At 65.8% G+C, this 16,423-nt stretch carries 12 protein-coding genes; 4 read left to right on the top strand and 8 right to left on the bottom strand.

Annotated elements, in window-relative coordinates:
• A partial coding sequence (locus tag ACEN88_RS09560; RefSeq protein WP_413339089.1) for a glycoside hydrolase family 3 C-terminal domain-containing protein occupies positions 1–1,245 on the top strand: 1,245 nt, incomplete at its 5' end.
• Positions 1,246–1,251: 6 nt separating this feature from the next.
• On the opposite strand, the gene ACEN88_RS09555 is transcribed toward ACEN88_RS09560, so the two are convergent.
• From ACEN88_RS09555 to ACEN88_RS09535, 5 genes are all read right to left on the bottom strand, one after another.
• A complete protein-coding gene (locus ACEN88_RS09555) occupies positions 1,252–2,799 on the bottom strand; it encodes an alpha-N-arabinofuranosidase (protein WP_413339087.1) in 1,548 nt (515 codons plus the stop codon).
• A 16-nt stretch (positions 2,800–2,815) separates the two neighbouring features.
• A complete protein-coding gene (locus ACEN88_RS09550) occupies positions 2,816–4,462 on the bottom strand; it encodes a DUF5597 domain-containing protein (protein WP_413339085.1) in 1,647 nt (548 codons plus the stop codon).
• 79 nt (positions 4,463–4,541) lie between these two features.
• A complete protein-coding gene (locus tag ACEN88_RS09545) occupies positions 4,542–7,577 on the bottom strand; it encodes a TonB-dependent receptor (protein WP_413339083.1) in 3,036 nt (1,011 codons plus the stop codon).
• Positions 7,578–7,899: 322 nt separating this feature from the next.
• Positions 7,900–9,072, bottom strand: coding sequence for a helix-turn-helix domain-containing protein (locus ACEN88_RS09540; RefSeq protein WP_413339082.1), 1,173 nt, complete (start codon positions 9,070–9,072; stop codon positions 7,900–7,902).
• Positions 9,073–9,183: 111 nt separating this feature from the next.
• Positions 9,184–10,377 carry a XylR family transcriptional regulator gene (locus tag ACEN88_RS09535; RefSeq protein WP_413339080.1) on the bottom strand — a complete coding sequence of 398 codons (1,194 nt, stop codon included), beginning with the start codon at positions 10,375–10,377 and terminating at the stop codon, positions 9,184–9,186.
• A 226-nt stretch (positions 10,378–10,603) separates the two neighbouring features.
• Between ACEN88_RS09535 and ACEN88_RS09530 the strand changes: the two genes are divergently transcribed.
• Complete coding sequence (locus tag ACEN88_RS09530) at positions 10,604–11,110, top strand: DUF1993 domain-containing protein (protein WP_413339078.1); 507 nt, start codon at positions 10,604–10,606, stop codon at positions 11,108–11,110.
• Here ACEN88_RS09530 and ACEN88_RS09525 read toward each other — a convergent pair whose 3' ends face one another.
• A complete protein-coding gene (locus tag ACEN88_RS09525) occupies positions 11,111–11,326 on the bottom strand; it encodes a DUF1289 domain-containing protein (protein ID WP_413339076.1) in 216 nt (71 codons plus the stop codon).
• Positions 11,327–11,363: 37 nt separating this feature from the next.
• Positions 11,364–11,933 carry a DUF1415 domain-containing protein gene (locus ACEN88_RS09520; protein WP_413339075.1) on the bottom strand — a complete coding sequence of 190 codons (570 nt, stop codon included), beginning with the start codon at positions 11,931–11,933 and terminating at the stop codon, positions 11,364–11,366.
• A 428-nt stretch (positions 11,934–12,361) separates the two neighbouring features.
• Between ACEN88_RS09520 and ACEN88_RS09515 the strand changes: the two genes are divergently transcribed.
• Together ACEN88_RS09515 and ACEN88_RS09510 are read left to right on the top strand one after the other, a co-directional pair.
• Positions 12,362–13,726 (top strand): transglycosylase SLT domain-containing protein, encoded by a 1,365-nt coding sequence (locus ACEN88_RS09515; RefSeq protein WP_413339073.1) that lies wholly within the window; start codon positions 12,362–12,364, stop codon positions 13,724–13,726.
• A gap of 379 nt (positions 13,727–14,105) precedes the next feature.
• Complete coding sequence (locus ACEN88_RS09510; RefSeq protein WP_413339071.1) at positions 14,106–15,677, top strand: DEAD/DEAH box helicase; 1,572 nt, start codon at positions 14,106–14,108, stop codon at positions 15,675–15,677.
• 62 nt (positions 15,678–15,739) lie between these two features.
• On the opposite strand, the gene ACEN88_RS09505 is transcribed toward ACEN88_RS09510, so the two are convergent.
• Positions 15,740–16,423: SUMF1/EgtB/PvdO family nonheme iron enzyme (locus ACEN88_RS09505; RefSeq protein ID WP_413339069.1), on the bottom strand; the 684-nt coding region annotated here is incomplete at its 5' end.

The following is a 16,423-nucleotide window of genomic DNA, read 5'->3' as shown; positions in this document are numbered from 1 at the left end:
CTGTGCCTGGACGCCGGCTGCGCCCAGCCCGGCGTGCGCACGGAACGGTTCGACAACCTCGACCTGGCGGGCGCGCCGGCCGCCGTCACGACCAGTGCTCAGGCGGCGTTCCGCTGGGGCTGGCCGGACAACGTCGAGCGCAAGACCTCCACGCGCTGGAGCGGCTACCTGCGCGCCTTCGAAACCGGCCCGCATCACCTGCGGCTGAAAGGCGGCCAGGGCTATCGCATCCGCGTCGATGGACGCCTCGTCACGGACTTGTGGGACATCGCCTGGCCGACGTCGAACACGCCGGTCGAACTCGCGGCCGGCAAGGTGTACCGGATCGAGATCGAGGCCCGGCAGACCGGCTGGGACGGCGACCAGAAGCTGCAGTGGACGCGGCCCAGCTTCGACGACACGGCCGCCCTGGAGGCGGCGCGCGCGGCGGATCTCGTCGTGTACGCGGGCGGCCTGACGTGGCAGCTGGAGGGCGAGGAGATGTCGGTCAACGCGCCGGGCTTCGCGGGCGGCGACCGCACGAGCCTCGACCTGCCCGCGCCGCAGGAAGCGCTGCTGGAACGCCTGGGGGCGCTCGGCAAGCCGCTGGTACTCGTCAACATGAGCGGCAGCGCGATGGCGCTGAACTGGGCCGACAAGCACGTGCCGGCCATCATCCAGGCCTGGTATCCGGGCGGCGAAGGCGGCCAGGCCGTGGCCGAACTGATCGCGGGCGACTTCAGCCCCGCCGGCCGCCTGCCGGTGACCTTTTATCGATCCGCCGCCGACCTGCCGCCGTTCAAGGACTACGGCATGCAGGGCCGGACGTACAAGTACTTCAAGGGCGAGCCGTTGTACCCGTTCGGCCATGGCCTGAGCTACACGCAGTTCTCGTACAAGCTCGCCGCGCCCGCGCCAAGGGCCGTGTGCGCCGGCTGCGCCGTCAAGGTCGTCGTCGACGTGAAGAACGACGGACCGCGCGCCGGGGACGAAGTCGTGCAGGTCTACGTCGCAAGGCCGCGGCCCGGGGCGCCCAACCGCACGCTCGTCCGCTTCGCCCGCGTCGCGCTGCAGCCGGGCGAGAAGCGCCGGCTGACGTTCGACCTGGACGGCAAGGCCATGAGCACGGTCGACGCGGCCGGCAAGCGCAGCGTCGAGCCGGGCCAAGCCACCGTGTGGATCGGCGGCGGCCAGCCTGGCCCGCGGACCGCGGGCGTCGCGCTGAAGTTCGGCATCAAGGGCCGCCGCAACCTGCCGTCGTTCTGACGCGCGCTACTCCTGCACGGCGACGACCACGACGGACTTCGCCGGCAGGGACAGCACCAGCTTTCCGTCCCGGGCCGCGGCCTGGAACGGCGCGGGCCTGACCGCATCGGGCGCGGCGAACGTGTTGTGCGCGTCCATCGCGGCTGCCGTCAGCACGGCACCGGCCGCCCCGCGTGCGGCGGTGCCGCTCACGTCGACCGTGACGTCGGCCGCCTCGCGCGGGTTCGTGTTGACGAGGGCAAGATACAGCTTGCCGTCCTTGCCGCGCGCCGCCGACGCGCTGACGGCCGGGATCGCGTCGGTGCCGAACGTGTACAGCGGATTGTGCGCCAGCGTCACCGGCACCGAGACCGCATCCTGGAACGGCACGTACATCCTGAAGACGTGGTAGGTCGGCGTCAGCACCATCCGCGCGCCGTCCGTGCGGACCATCGCCTGCAGCACGTTCACCATCTGCGCGATGCTCGTCATGCGCACGCGGTCCGCATGGGCGTGGAAGATGTTGAAGTTCAGGGCCGCGACGAGCGCGTCGCGCAGGGAGTTCTGCTGCTGGAGGAAGCCCGGCTTGCTGCCTTGTTCCGCGTCGTACCAGGTGCCCCATTCGTCGACGGCGAACATGAGTTTCTTCTGCGGGTCGTGCGCGTCCAGCTTGGCGACGTTGGCGGCGATGAACCCTTCCATGCGGCGCGTCTCGCTCAGCGTATGGATCCAGCGGCTTTCGTCGAAGCCGGTCGCACCGTACTTGCCGTTCCTGTCGGCGCCGGGCGACGTGTAATAGTGGAACGAGATCCCGTGCGCGCGCACGCCCCAGCCGCCGATGTGCTGGCTCAGGTACGCCGTCCAACTCGTATCCTCGTCGTGGCCGCCGGCCGCGATGAATTGCGTGTCGCCGCCGGGATGCAGGAAGGTCGCGTAGCGGCGGTAGGCGTCGGCGTACTGCTCCGGCCGCATATTGCCGCCGCAGCCCCAGGCTTCGTTGCCGATGCCGAAGAACGCCACCTTGTACGGCGCCGGGTGGCCGTTGCGGGCACGCAGCCGGGCGAGGCTCGACGTGCCGTCCGCCGTCATGTATTCGATCCATTCCGACATCTCCTGCACGGTGCCGGTGCCGAGATTGCCGTTGACGTAGGCATCCGCGCCGAGCTGCTCGACGAGGTCGAAGAATTCGTGCGTGCCGACGGCATTGTCCTCGTCGACGCCGCCCCAATTCGTGTTGATGCGCACGGGCCGCTGCGCGCGCGGGCCGATGCCGTCGCGCCAGTGGTACTGGTCGGCGAAGCAGCCGCCGGGCCAGCGCACGAGCGGCACGTGCAGCGCCTTCAGCGCGGCCACGACGTCGTTGCGCCAGCCGCGCGTGTTGGGGATCGTCGAGTCGGGACCGACCCACAGGCCGCCGTAGATGCCGGTGCCGAGGTGCTCGGCGAACTGGCCGTACACGTAGCGGCTGATGACGGGGCCCGGCTTGCCCGCGTCGATCGTGACGCCGACCTGCGCGGTGGCGAAGGTGGACGCGGCCGCGCAGACCGCGAGCGCGCACAATCGAAGTTTGTTCATGGTGGAATCTCCGTTCTCAATACGCGCGCAGCCGGATCTTCAGGATCGTGGGCCGCGCCGGCAGGTTGACACCATGGTCGACCTGGTCGCCATTCCAGTTGCGTTCCATGATCCAGCGCCCCTGCGGGTCGAACTGCCCTTCCTCCACGCGCGCGAACATGGAACGTTTGCCTTCGTTCGCGCCGGCCGGCCAGAAATGCAGGCGGACGTGCTGTCCGATCACGATGAACTCGTCGGCGCCGATCTGCGCGAACGCCGCGCCGCCGTTCGGGGCCACCGTGCCGGGCGGGTAGTCTTCCTCCTTCGCGTCCTTGCCCATCGTGCCGAACTGCCACTCGCGGAACGAGGCGGAGACGCCCCAGTCCTTGAGTACCAGCGACTGCGGCTTGCGGTCGTCGCCTTCCGCGATGCCGGCCGTGCGGCCTTCCAGCGCCCACCGGCCCCACTGCCGCGCCAGCGGCGCGAACGCGGCGTAGATGGTCCCGAACGGTTCGACCATGGTCTTGTCGGTGCGCTTGGAGCCCAGCGGATAATTGCTGTAGTCCGCGTAGTCGATGCCGAACGGCGCCACGCCGATCGCGCCGGCGCCGAGGATCCGGTAGACATAGCGGGCATACGCGGCCGCGTTGCCCATCTCCGGCACGAACAGCGCGTTGTCCGGGCGCTGGAACTTGTCCAGCGTCGCCGCCACGCTGTTCGATTGCGGCGCGTACAGGTCGGGACCGGCGACGTCGATGTGCGGGGCGGCGGCCTTGTAGATGTCGATCACGTCGTACGTGGGACCGCCGCTGGCGAAGTTGCCCTTCCACGGTGCCAGCGGTTCGAGCGGATCGCGCAGCGCATTGTTGACGAACATCGGCAGGTCGTACACGGCGCGTCCCGCCTTCGCGATCTCTTCGATGTAGCTGGCCACGGCCCAGGCGTGGAAATATTCGTCGGCATACGGGCCATACACCTCGGACCACGTGCCGCTCGCGGCGCCGGGCACGGGCGGCTTCTTGCGCGCGAGGACGGCCGCCGGCACCGGCTGGCGGAACGCCGCCTCGCCCCGCGCTGCGAAATCGCGCACGGTGCCGTAGGTGCCGACCTCGTTCTCGACCTGCACCATGATCACGGTGCGCTGCGCTTCGTCGATCTGCTTCAGGTGGCGCATCAGGGCGACGAACGCCTTCCTGTCGGCCACCAGGGTCTGCTCGCCCAGCGGCGACAGGCAGTAGCTGGCCTTGCCGTCGCGGCCGAGCATGCGCGGGAAACGCTTGTCGTCGAACTTGACCCATTCGGGCGTGTACGCGGGGCCGGTGTTCTTCCAGGTGCCGAACCACAGCAGCACGAGGCGCACGCCGTTGCGGCGGGCCTCGGCCACGAGCGTGTCGACGTAGCCGAAATCGAACTTGCCCTCGACGGGCTCGATCTGTTCCCACGCCACGGGGATCTCGAGCGTGTTGGCGTGGGCATCCTTGACGGCGGCCCAGACCTTGGGCAGCGCGTTCGGATAATTACTGGAATTGTGGGCCTGCACGCCCAGCATGGTGAACGGCTTGCCGTCGACCAGCAGCGCATAGTGGCCGTCTTGCTGGACCAGGCGCGGCATCGGGGCGGCGGCCAGCGCCTGGGTGGAGATCAGGACGAGCGTGGCCAGCAGGTGATTGGAGCGTTTTTTCATACGTGGATCCGTCGGGTTGAATGAAATGGCCTCCCCCGACCGGCAAAGGTCGCGGGAGGCCTGTTTTGCGGCGGCGTGCTTAGAACGTGTAGTTCATCTGGGCGCTGAAGGTGCGGCCCGTGTAGAAGGCGTTGTGCAGTTTCATGCCGACCTGTTGCTGCATGTACTGCCGGTAGACCTGGTTCGTCAGGTTGCCCACCTGGCCGCCCAGGCGCAGGTGCTCGGTGAACTTGTACTGGAAGCCCAGGTCGAGCTGGCCGTATGCGCCGCCCCACGTCGGCAGACCGTAGTTGACCGAGTAACCCTGGCCGTAGTTCGGGCTGTCCGGGTTGCGGTCGATGCCATCGTTGCCGGCCGTGCCCCACGAGTTGGTCGACTGCAGGTACTTCGAGCGCCAGCTGTACGCCAGGCGCAACGACACCGCATCCTTGTCGTACAGCAGCGCCACGTTGTACGAGTTCTTCGACAGGCCCACCAGCGGCATGTCGCCGAACACCCTGCCGTCCGTGTCGCAGCCCTGCAGGTTGCGGACCATGTTGGCCATCAGCGTGTCCTTCGGCGTGCACCAGGTGCCGTTGACCGGGTTGTGGTACGTCGTGCTGCTGTCGATATACGTGAAGTTGCTCGACACGCCGAGACCCGAGAACAGGCCCGGCAGCTTGTCGAAATAGGTCTGGAAGCCCGCCTCGACGCCGCTGACGCGGGCGTCCATGCCGTTCACGGGACCCGTGACCATGAAGTCGTGCGTCGTTCCGGTGACGTCCTTCAGCGGGTAGACCGTCGTCTGCGCGATGATGACGTCCTTCAGCCGCTTGTTGAAGACGCCGAACGTCGCCGAGCTGGCGCGGCCGAAGTAGTACTCGGCCGTCAGGTCGAGGTTGGTGGCCATGACCGGACGGAGCGACGTATTGCCGCGCAGCTGGCCGTTGTACGCAATCGAGTCGACCACCGGCTTCTGGTCGTCGCCGGGCGGCGTGTGCGTCTTGATGTCCATGCCCAGCGTCGTGTAGGCCTGCAGCAGGTAGAAGTCCGGACGCGACATGCCCTTCGACAGCCCGAGGCGGAACTGCAGCTCGTCGCTGACCTTGAGTTTCAGGTTCAGGCTCGGCAGCACGCGCGTGTAGGTGCTCTCGAACGTCTGCTTCTCCGACTGTGCCGGAATGTCCGGCACGCCCGGCGGCAGCGGCTTGTTGGGCGGCGTGAACAGCGTGTAGCCGATCGACGTCGGATTCGTGCGCACGACGCGCACGCCGACGTTGCCATCGATCGGATACGCGAGCTTGTCGAACGCGAAACGCAGCTGGGCGTAGGCCGCCTGCGTGCGTTCGTGCTGGTCGTTCAGGCCGATCGCATCGCCGAACTTCGGCGGCTTGTAGCTGCAGTCGTTGTTGCGGCCGGTCGCGTTGGCTTCATTGCACAGGGTCGTGTAGTAGTCGTGCAGCTTGTTGACGGCATCGACCGAGTTGGCCAGGGACGCATCGGGCACGATCACCGGTGCCGGCGACGCCGCGGAACCGCCGAAGAAGTTCTTGAACTGGTGCAGGCCGAAGCCCTGGGCGAAGCGCGGGTCGCCCAGGCCGGCGAACTGCGCCAGCGGCTGCCACGACTGGTTGCCGACCGCCCATCCCTGCGAGATCTGGACCCATTCGGAATCGTGGGTGGACTGCGTCACCGCCGAGCGGTCGGTCACGCGCACGCCGAAGCGCAGGTCGTTGAGGATCGGATGGTCGAACGTGTACTTGGCGTCCAGGCGCGCCGTGTTCATCTGCGCCTTCGCCACGTCATGGTGCACCTGCGTGAAGCCCCAGTAGTAGTGCGACGGATCGGCCAGGTATGCCCGCGACGCCTGGTCGAACGAGATCGTCGGCATGCCGCCGCGCAGGTCGACCGTCTGGCCTGGCACCCAGCCGCCCAGGCCCACCGTGTTGTCGTAGCCGTCCGTCGTGGCCTGCACGTGCTGCAGGTCGGCCTTGAGGGTCCACGCGTCGCTGGCGCGCCAGGTGCCCGACCACGACACGTCGCGCGTGTCGGACGTGCGGCCGCTCGCGCGCGCATCGGTGCCGAAGCCCAGGCCCGTGCCGAAGCCCGGACCGCTGTTGGTGGTGTCGTGCAGCGTGCCGGTCAGCAGCGCGCCGTTGGCGTCGTACGTGGCGCCCGGATCCAGCGACAAGGTGGCCGGGTTCGTCCCGCCGAAATAGGAATGCTCGTCCGAGTGCTGCTTGTAGCGCGAACGCAGGAAAGTCACGTACGAACTGAAATCGCCCTTCTTCCACTGCAGCGCGCCATACAGGCCGTCGCGGGTGCGGTCGAAGGTGTTCTGTCCCCAGCTCGCAGACGGGGTGACCCAGACGCGCTTGCCGGGCACGAGGTCGTCGCGCGAGCTGTACGGGGCGATCGACAGGCTGTCGCTCTGGTTCGCGATCTTCGAGTGCGCGAGGTCGATCAGCACGCCGACCTGGCCGAACCGCGTGTCCCAGCGGTCCGAGTACAGGCCGGACACCGACGGCGGCGCGGTCTTCTGGCGCAGCGACGAGCGCGAGACCTCGGTCGACAACGCCACCTTGCGGCCCTTGGAATCGAACGGCAGCGCGGTGCGCAGGTTGACCAGGCCGCCGATGCCGCCTTCGATCTGCTCGGCGGACGGGTTCTTGTACACGTCCACGCCGGCCATCAGCTCGGGCGGCACGTCCTCGAAACTCAGCGCGCGGCCGCCGTTGGCGGAGAACGCGTCGCGGCCGTTGAACTCCGACCGGACCTGCCCGGCGCCGAGGCCTCGGATCGACACGCCCGTGCCTTCCGCCGCGTAGTGGTTGACGCTGTCGCCCACGCCCTGCTGCGGGTCGACCCGGTTCATCGTGCGGTCGATGCTCACGCCGACCACGCGCTGCAGCACTTCCGTCACCGACTTGTCCGGCAGCTTGCCGATGTCGTCGGCGACGATCGAGTCGACGATTTCGTCCGCGTTCTTCTTGATATTCTGCGCCGAATCGAGCGCCGCGCGCTGTCCGTACACGACGACGGTCGTCGGTTCGGTCTGCGCCAGCGCGGCGCCGCCCGCCATCAGGGCGAGCTGCGCGACGCCGATGGCGATCGCTGTTTTCCTGGTATTGTTCACGTTATCAAGTCTCCGTGTTGTCTTGGATGTCGTCGCCGTCGAGCACGCGCGGCGATCGTATGTATTCTGATTGCCGCCCCTGCCCCCAGCAATTTCGAAATCCGTCAAACGACCCACGAAAACACGGCGCGCCTGGGCGCGCGCGAAAAAAAAAGGGACGGCCGAAGCCGTCCCTAACCCACTTGAACGCGGGAGGAGATGATGCTGCGCATCGAACGACGGAACGATGCGCGAGCCACCAATGCATTCTACGAACCGCCGCCCGGCGTCGCCAGAACGAAATCCGTCAATCGGCTGCTGAAAATCCGTGGGAGCGGGCGCGTTACGGCCCGGCGGATTCCGGTGCGCTGTCGCGCAGCTTGCGGAAGGTCTTCGGCGTGCAGCCGTATTCTTCCTTGAAGAGTTTGTTGAAGTACGAGACGTTCCGGTAGCCCACGGCATAGGCGATTTCCGCCACGCTCGTGTCCTCCTTCGCGCCCAGCAGGCGCGCCGCCTCGGTCAACCTGAGCTTGTTCAGGTACGTGGAAAACGTGAAGCCCAGCTCCGCCTTGAGGATCTCGTTGATCTTGTTGCGGCTGATGCCGAGCGCGTTCACCGTGGTCTCGACATCCAGTTCCGGCTTGACGTATTCCGTCGCCATGAAGCGCAGGATGGCGCTCTGCTCCTTGTCGCGGTGCAGGTCCTGGGACAATTGCTGGTAGGCGACCAGGGGAATGTCGCGCCGCATCTTGTCCTTCACTTCCGCCAGCAATGCCTGTGTATGACGGCGGAAGAACCACAGGCCATAACCGGGCCAGGCGACGACCATGAACGCCGCGAACAGGTACAGGTAGCGCATGTCGCGCCCGGTCAGGGTCAGGTTCCTGACCTGGACTTTCGAGAGCACGCCGTAGGGACTCTGGAACGTGCTGCCGAACGAGAGCTTCGCGATCCGGGTCAGCGTGTGTTCCTGGCGCGCGAGGTTCTGCCCGTACCTGTCGAACCACCACTGGTCGGTCCGCAGGCGCGCCAGGTCGAGCTCGACGTGTTCGCCCTTCTTGTTGCAGAAAAAATAGGTGTACGGGGCGCGATAGGTATCGAACTGGCCGGGCACCGATACCTGGTCATCGAACATCACGAGGCCGAACGCCAGCGTGTTGGCCGGCGCGCAGTTGACGTCGAACTCCACGGCGCTGTAGCGGGACAGGTCGACGTGCGTGAACTTGCCGGCGCGGTCGCGGAACGCCAATTCCGCGTGGACGAACGGATACGCGGCCGCCTTGACGGACGTGAACTCGAAGCTCAGCGTGGCCGTGTCGTCGATCAGCCTGGCCGTCGAACGCCCGCCCACGGCCGAGTCGGCCATGAGCTCGGCGCGCCACGGCAGGCCGCTGTCCGCGGCGGGCAGCAGCGGAAGCCGGATCCAGGTGCTGCGGACACAGGCATAGCCGATGAGAACGCTCGCCACCACGAGACCCAGCAGCCCGGCGAGCGCCTTGTTGTAGAAACTCTGCATTACCTGCTGCCACCTCGACAAATATGGGCCTGGCGGCCGTCTTGCGGCCACATCAATATAATGACAGGTCGCCCATGGATTTGTCGAGATGCGCGCCGGCTGGCGCGGGCGTCAAGCCTGCAGCGCGGCCTCCTGCCGCGACGCCACGCGCTGCTGGTATTCCCGCGGCGAACAACCGAGCTCGCGCTTGAACACGGCGAACAGGTATTGCATCGATGTAAAGCCGCAACGCTGCGCCACCTCGGCCACGCTGCAATCCCCTTCCGCCAGCAGCGCGGTCGCGGCATCGAGCTTGAAGCGCAGGATCTCGTCGTGCACGCTGCAGGCCAGTTCCTGCTGGAAATACGTCTCGAGGGTGGAGCGCGAGACGCCGACGTAATCGGCGACCTGGTCGCCCTTGATGCCCTGGCAGGCATACTGGCGGATGAAATGCCGGGCACGCATGACGCGGGGGTTCTTGACGGGCTGGTGGCTGCTCGACGTGAGCACGTTGATGCCGGCGGGCGGCACCAGGATGCGCGAGCATTCCAGATACGTCCCTTCGAGCAGCTGATGCAGCATCCGGGCCGCGGTGCGGCCGATCTCGTTCGAGCCCTGGATCACGGAGCTGAGCGGGATACACGACAGCATGCGTGCCAGCGGATCGTTGTCGATGCCGATGATGGCGACCTGTTCCGGTACGGCGATATTGGCAAACTGACAAGCCTGCAGCAACTGGCGCGCGCGGGCATCGGTGGCGGCAATGATCCCGATGGGTTTTGGCAGGCTCTGCAGCCACCGCACCTGCTGCGCGACGTCCTCCTCCCAGCTGCAGGCGCCCTCTCCGCGCAGGATCTCGACATTGAATTTGTCGCGCTGCATCAGGAACCGGAACGCCTTTTCGCGCTCGAGCGCCCATGGGTGCCTCGTCCCGTCGGGCAAGGAAAAGAGGGCGAACTGACGCAATCCGACGTCGATCAGGTGGGTATAGGCGAGGTTGACGAGCTTGAAGTTGTCGGTCGCGACATACGGCACGTTGGCCGGATAATCGGCCTCGTTCGCGTACGAGCCGCCGACGGCGACGACGGGCACGCGGCTGTCGGCCAGCGCCGCGGCCACGGCCGGGTCGTCGAAGTGGGCGATGATGCCGTCACCTTGCCAGCGTGCAAGACTTGACAGGCGCACACGAAAATCATCTTCGATGAACAATTCCCACGATGTACGCCGGCTCGACAGGTAACCGGCGATCCCGCCGATGACCTCCCGGGCGAACGCCTGGTTGGCATCAAATAACAAAGCAATGCGATGTGTTTTTGGGCACTTCATTAGCGACGGTCTCCATGTTGCGTCCTGGCTGGACGTCTCTTTTCAATCCGGCAATGTCCCAAAGTATCTTTTCGAGTGCGCTGTTCCCTGTAGAATTTTTTTAATCGACTCCTATGAGGATACGAATAGTTGAAGTTTTACATGCCAAAAGTGTTATTTGCGGGCGCCAAGCAGCAACGATGCAGGCTTGCTATCATCGGGCTCTTTATATATTGAGGAGGCATCGATGACACTTTCCCTGTACACGGCTTCGGTCCCCGTGTTCCGCCAGATCCTGGGCAGCCTGTCCGCCATCCTGACGAAGGCCGAGGCGCACGTGGACGCGAAGAAGCTGGATCCGAACGCGCTGCTGCAGGCGCGCCTGTTCCCGGACATGTTCCCGCTCGTGCGCCAGGTGCAGCTGGCGACGGATTTCGCCAAGGGCGCGGCCGCGCGCCTCGCGGGCGTCGAGGTGCCGCGGTACGACGATGTGGAGACGGATTTCGCGGGCCTGCAGGCACGCCTGGAAAAGACGCTGGCCTTCCTGGACACGGTGGCGCGCGAGGCGGTGGATGCCGGCGGCGACCGCGACGTGACGATCGGCACGGGCGCCAACCAGCGCCAGTTCAAGGGCCAGGTCTATTTATTGCACTACGCGCTGCCGAACTTCTATTTCCACGCCGCGACGGCGTACGACATCCTGCGCCATAACGGGCTGGACATCGGCAAGCGGGATTTCGTCGGCACGTTCTGATCAGGTATTGCGGCGCGGGTAGCCCTGCGCCAGGATGCGCTGCCACACCACTTCCTTCTGCTCGGCCGTCATCGAGACCCAGTGGGCCACCTCGACGACGGTCCGGCCGCAGCCGCGGCAGATGTCGTCGAAGGTGGTCGAGCAGACCGCGACGCAGGGGGTGTCGGGGCGCTGCGGGAGCGCCCCGGCAAGTCGCACGGACGAGGACGCGGGCACCGTGTTCTCGTCCTCGGGGAGCGGTGCTCCCTGTGCATCAAGGAGCGGGGCCGACATCGAGCTTGTCCCAGCCTTCATGGCCGAGCTTTTCCATGGTCTCGATATTCTTCTCGAAGATCTCGGCCGCATCGGGGATCGCTTCCACGGCGCGGTCGATGCTGTCTTCGCGCAAGAGCTGCAGCACCGGGTAAGGCGAACGGTTCGTAAAGTTCTCGATGTCGTTCGGGTCCGTGTCCGCGAACTGGTAGTCCGGGTGGAAGCTGGCGATCTGCAGCTCGCCGTCCAGGCTCATGTCTTCGACGGCGGCGTCGGCGACGTCGAGGAATTCATTGAAGTCCAGGAAATCCTGCAGCACGTACGGGTGGATCAGCAGGGTCGTGTCGACTTGTTCCGGGTCCGTGTCGGCCAGCAGCTGCAGCTCGTCCATCAGCGTGTCCAGCAGGGACTCGGGCGTGCGCGCATGCGCGACGACATAGCGCACCTGGTCCTTCACTTGCACCGCCTTCGCGAACGGACAAAGGTTCAGGCCGATCACGGCGCGGTCGACCCAGCGCCGGGTGGCGGCGATGACGGCGTCATCGTCCACGTTCTCGTTGGCAGTACTCATTTCTTACTTTCAAAAAATACAAAACCGCGTCCTGCGGAGACGGCAATTGTACGCTTTTTGCGTCCACTCATGGAGCATCCGACGAGCCGGACTAACTTGAAAGACAGGCTGGTATTACCCGGCAGTCCATGAAGTCCAGGTACAAATTTGACAATACCGGGCTCGTGAAAGCACCGATTTTCCTCTTGGAAATTTCATATACACCCAGGGGTATACATAAAAACGCTTGATCCTCGTCAGTCAAAGACGAGCTCGCCGGAACCATACCCCCACATATATCGTCTTAACGGGTGCCCGCGTTAGCAAAAAGAGTAGACAAGATTTTTTGTAACTGCGCCGACATACTTCTTGACTGACTCGGTAACTGGTCCGTACACTCCGACTTCACTCGTCAGTCCTGCCGTTCCTGGACGCAACACTGGAAAGCTATGAACGAAACGACTCGCTCCACTTACGCCCTGGCCATCGCGCTCCTGTCCGTCTCCGCGATCAGCCACGCCGCCGACAGCGCCCCGAGCCCGATCGCCCAGAGCAGCAGCAGCGCGGCCGTCATGGCCAAGGCGATCCTGCCGCAATCCCCGGCCCCGTCCAAGTCCGACGACTACAAGGACCCCGACCTGTGGGCCCGCATCCGCAGCGGCTACGCCATTCCCGACATCGACAACGCCCTCGTCGCCAAGCACGTGCAGTGGTACGCGAGCCGTCCGGACTACCTGACGCGCACCTCGGGCCGCGCGTCGCTGTACCTGTACCACGTCGTGCAGGAGCTGGAAAAGCGCGGCATGCCGACGGAACTGGCCCTGCTGCCCGTGATCGAATCCGCGTTCAACCCGCAGGCCCTGTCGAACGCCGACGCGGCCGGCATCTGGCAGTTCGTTCCGGGCACGGGACGCGACTTCAACCTGCAGCAGAACATGTTCAAGGACGAGCGCCGCGGCGTACTCGCCTCGACCGACGCCGCCCTCACCTACCTGCAACGCCTGTACACGATGTTCGGCGACTGGCAGCTGGCCCTCGCCGCCTATAACTGGGGCGAAGGCAATGTGCAGAAGGCGATCCAGAAGAACCGCGCGCTGGGCAAGCCGACCGACTTCGAGAGCCTGGCCGAGCTGATGCCGGCGGAAACCCGCAACTACGTGCCGAAGCTGCAGGCCGTCAAGAACATCATCGCCAATCCGGCCCAGTACGGCGTCGCGCTGCCGACGATCGACAACACGCCGTACTTTGTCGCCGTCGACAAGACGTCCGATATCGACCTGGCCGTGGCCGCCCAGCTGGCGGAAATGTCCGTCGACGAATTCAAGGCCCTGAACCCGCAATTCAAGAAGCCCGTGATCACGGGCGAATCGACCAAGATCCTGCTGCCGAAGGAAAACGCCGAGAAGTTCAACCTGAACCTCGCGCAATGGGGCCGCGCACTGTCCACCTGGACCACGCACAAGATCACGTCGGCCCGCGAAAGCATCGCCTCGCTGGCCGCGAAACTGGGCACGACCCCGGAAGTCATCCGCCAGGCCAACAATATCCCGCCGCAGATGCGCCTGAAGGCCGGCTCGACCATCCTCGTGCCGAAGACCAGTGCCACCGCCAGCAACGACATCGCCGAAAGCATCGTCGAGAACGCGTCGATGATGCTGGAAGCCGACCGCGGCGAGTCGCGCCGCAGCGGCCGCAAGCTGTCCGGCGCCCAGCGCTTCAAGGCCAGCGCCGCGCATGCGGTAGCCGAGATCAAGAGCCGCGTGTCGCGGGGTTCCAAGCCCGCCGTCAACGCCAACGGCCGCAAGCGCCGTTGATATCGTGTCATTTTGACCACGCGACGGACTCACGACCCGTCAATACGCGCACAACTCGACGCATGCCGTGCACGCTCTTCAAAAGTACGGTATAGTGTTGGTTGTGCGCTGCAATAAACGCGTTTGAAAAGACTTCCGCGGCAGTTCACCGACAGTAGTACAACTAGCAGCTACGCAAGCCCAGGCATCCACGAAGGATGTCCTTTCATAAAGCCCTCCCGCCCTGCGTGCCGAAAATGGCACCGTCCCGGCGCAAAGCTTTTGTGCCGAAATTTCTTTCGTTTCAGAGTCATTTCGTATTGTTGGCTCGCGTTGCTATTTCGCGTTCCGCTCCGAATAGCGTGGACGCTCACTGATCCATACCGAAAGTAAATAAACAATGAGTTTTGAAGCACTAGGCTTACACGCGTCCATCGTCAAGGCAGTTACCGAAGCAGGCTACGAAAAGCCGACCCCGGTGCAGGAGCAGGCGGTGCCGGCGGCGATCGCGGGCCGCGATCTGCTGGTCTCGTCCCAAACCGGTTCGGGCAAGACGGCAGCGTTCATGCTGCCCGCCCTGAACAAGTTCGCCAACACCGAACCCGCCGCGGCCGGTCGCACCCCCGCACAGGAAGCGCAATCGACGCGCGCCCGTGGCGAGCGCGTCCGTTTCAAGGCAGCCCAGCCGAAAATGCTGGTCCTGACCCCGACCCGCGAACTGGCCCTGCAGGTGACCACCGCGACGGAACAGTACACGGCGCACATGCGCCGCATCCGCGCCGTCTCGATCCTGGGCGGCATGCCGTATCCGAAGCAGATGCAACTGCTGGCCAAGAATCCGGAAATCCTCGTTGCGACCCCGGGCCGCCTGATCGACCACATGGAGTCGGGCAAGATCGACTTCTCGCAGCTCGAGATCCTCGTGCTGGACGAAGCGGACCGCATGCTGGACATGGGCTTCATCGACGACATCGAAAAGATCGTCGCCGCGACGCCGGAATCGCGCCAGACGATGCTGTTCTCGGCCACGCTGGATGGCGTCGTCGGCAACATGGCGCGCCGCATCACCAGGAACCCGCAGGTGATCCAGATCATGAGCGCGGCCAACCGCCACGAGAACATCACGCAGAAGGTGCACTTCGTCGACGACCTGTCGCACAAGAACCGCCTGCTCGACCACCTGCTGCGCGACGAGACCATGGACCAGGCCGTCGTGTTCACGGCGACCAAGCGTGACGCCGACATGATCGCCGACCGCCTGAACATCGCCGGCTTCGCGGCTGCCGCACTGCATGGCGACATGCACCAGGGCGCCCGCAACCGCACGCTGGACAGCATGCGTCGCGGCCAGGTGCGCGTGCTCGTGGCAACCGACGTCGCCGCGCGCGGCATCGACGTGCCGTCGATCACCCACGTGGTCAACTACGACCTGCCGAAGTTCCCGGAAGACTACGTGCACCGCATCGGCCGCACGGGCCGCGCCGGCCGCAACGGTACGGCAGTCTCGCTCGTGAACCACGCGGAAAGCATGAACGTGCGCCGTATCGAACGCTTCACCAAGCAGACCATTCCGGTCGACGTGGTGGAAGGCTTCGAGCCGAAGCGTTCGGCAGCACCCCGTTCGGGCGCCCGTCCGGGCTGGAAACCGGGCGACGGCCGTAATGCCAACGCCAAGCCGGGCCAGCGCAGCTTCCACAAGCCGGCCGGTGAAGGCTACCGCGGTGACGCACCGCGTCGCGAAGGCGGTTACCGCAGCGAAGGCGCACCGCGCACCGAAGGCGGCGGCTATCAAGGCCAGCGTCGCGAAGGCGGCTTCCGCACCGAAGGCGCCCCGCGCAGCGAAGGCGGCTACCAGGGCCAGCGCCGTGAAGGCGGCTTCCGCAGCGAAGGCGGCCAGCGCCGCGAACGCCCGGCCTTCGGCGCGCATCCGCGCTCGGCCGACTCGGCTCGTCGTACGTTCGGCGACCGCTAAGCGTCAGCAGGCATAACGAAACCCCCGGCATCGCAAGGTGCCGGGGGTTTCGCTTATTTTGTTCATAACGCGCAGCTGCGGAATCCGGAAAAAATATCGTCCCGCTCCGGCGTGAAGAAATTGCGGAAGTGCGGCGAGCGCAGCCGTGCCGGCGTCGCGAACGATGCGCCGCGCAAGGTCTGGCGCGTGCCGAACCACGGCGCCGAATAATCGCGGTAGCGGTCCACCTCGAAGCCCGCGAACGGCAGGAAGGCGGACGCCGTCCATTCCCACAGCTGCCCCCACGCAAAGCCCGGCTGGCTCGACCCCGCCGCGTATTCCCACTCGTCTTCCGTCGGCAGCCGGCGGCCCGCCCACGCGCACCAGGCCTGCGCTTCGTACAAATTCACGTGGCGCACGGGTTCCGCGAGGTCGAGGGCGACCGGCCGGCCGAAGCGCACCGTGTACCAATCCTCCCCTTCCCGCGCCCAATAGCGCGGCGCCGAGCGCTCCTGCGTCATGAGCCACGCGCGGCCGGCCTCCGTCCAGTACTGCGAACGTTCGTAGCCGCCGTCGTGCACGAAATCGAGGTAGGCGGCCGTGCTGACGAGTCCCGCATCGATGGCGAACGGGGCCACCCTGACGAGCGCGGCGTTGCGCTCGTTGTCGAACACGAAGCCCCTCGACTGGTCGCCGCCGCGCATGAACGACCCGCCGGCGAACGCGATGTCGCCTGCCCGGCCCGCGGCCGCCGACTGCGCGCGTGG

The organism is Massilia sp. CT11-108 (genome assembly GCF_047302915.1).
GTDB classification, from domain to species: domain Bacteria; phylum Pseudomonadota; class Gammaproteobacteria; order Burkholderiales; family Burkholderiaceae_D; genus Telluria; species Telluria orientalis.
This window is presented reverse-complemented; position numbering and strand designations above follow the sequence as displayed.

Coding starts and splice junctions, on each gene's coding strand:
- ACEN88_RS09555 (WP_413339087.1), bottom strand. CDS start 2,799: ATGAACAAACTTCGATTGTGCGCGCTCGCGGTCTGCGCGGCCGCGTCC.
- ACEN88_RS09540 (WP_413339082.1), bottom strand. CDS start 9,072: ATGCAGAGTTTCTACAACAAGGCGCTCGCCGGGCTGCTGGGTCTCGTG.
- ACEN88_RS09530 (WP_413339078.1), top strand. CDS start 10,604: ATGACACTTTCCCTGTACACGGCTTCGGTCCCCGTGTTCCGCCAGATC.
- ACEN88_RS09510 (WP_413339071.1), top strand. CDS start 14,106: ATGAGTTTTGAAGCACTAGGCTTACACGCGTCCATCGTCAAGGCAGTT.
- ACEN88_RS09515 (WP_413339073.1), top strand. CDS start 12,362: ATGAACGAAACGACTCGCTCCACTTACGCCCTGGCCATCGCGCTCCTG.
- ACEN88_RS09550 (WP_413339085.1), bottom strand. CDS start 4,462: ATGAAAAAACGCTCCAATCACCTGCTGGCCACGCTCGTCCTGATCTCC.
- ACEN88_RS09535 (WP_413339080.1), bottom strand. CDS start 10,377: ATGAAGTGCCCAAAAACACATCGCATTGCTTTGTTATTTGATGCCAAC.
- ACEN88_RS09520 (WP_413339075.1), bottom strand. CDS start 11,933: ATGAGTACTGCCAACGAGAACGTGGACGATGACGCCGTCATCGCCGCC.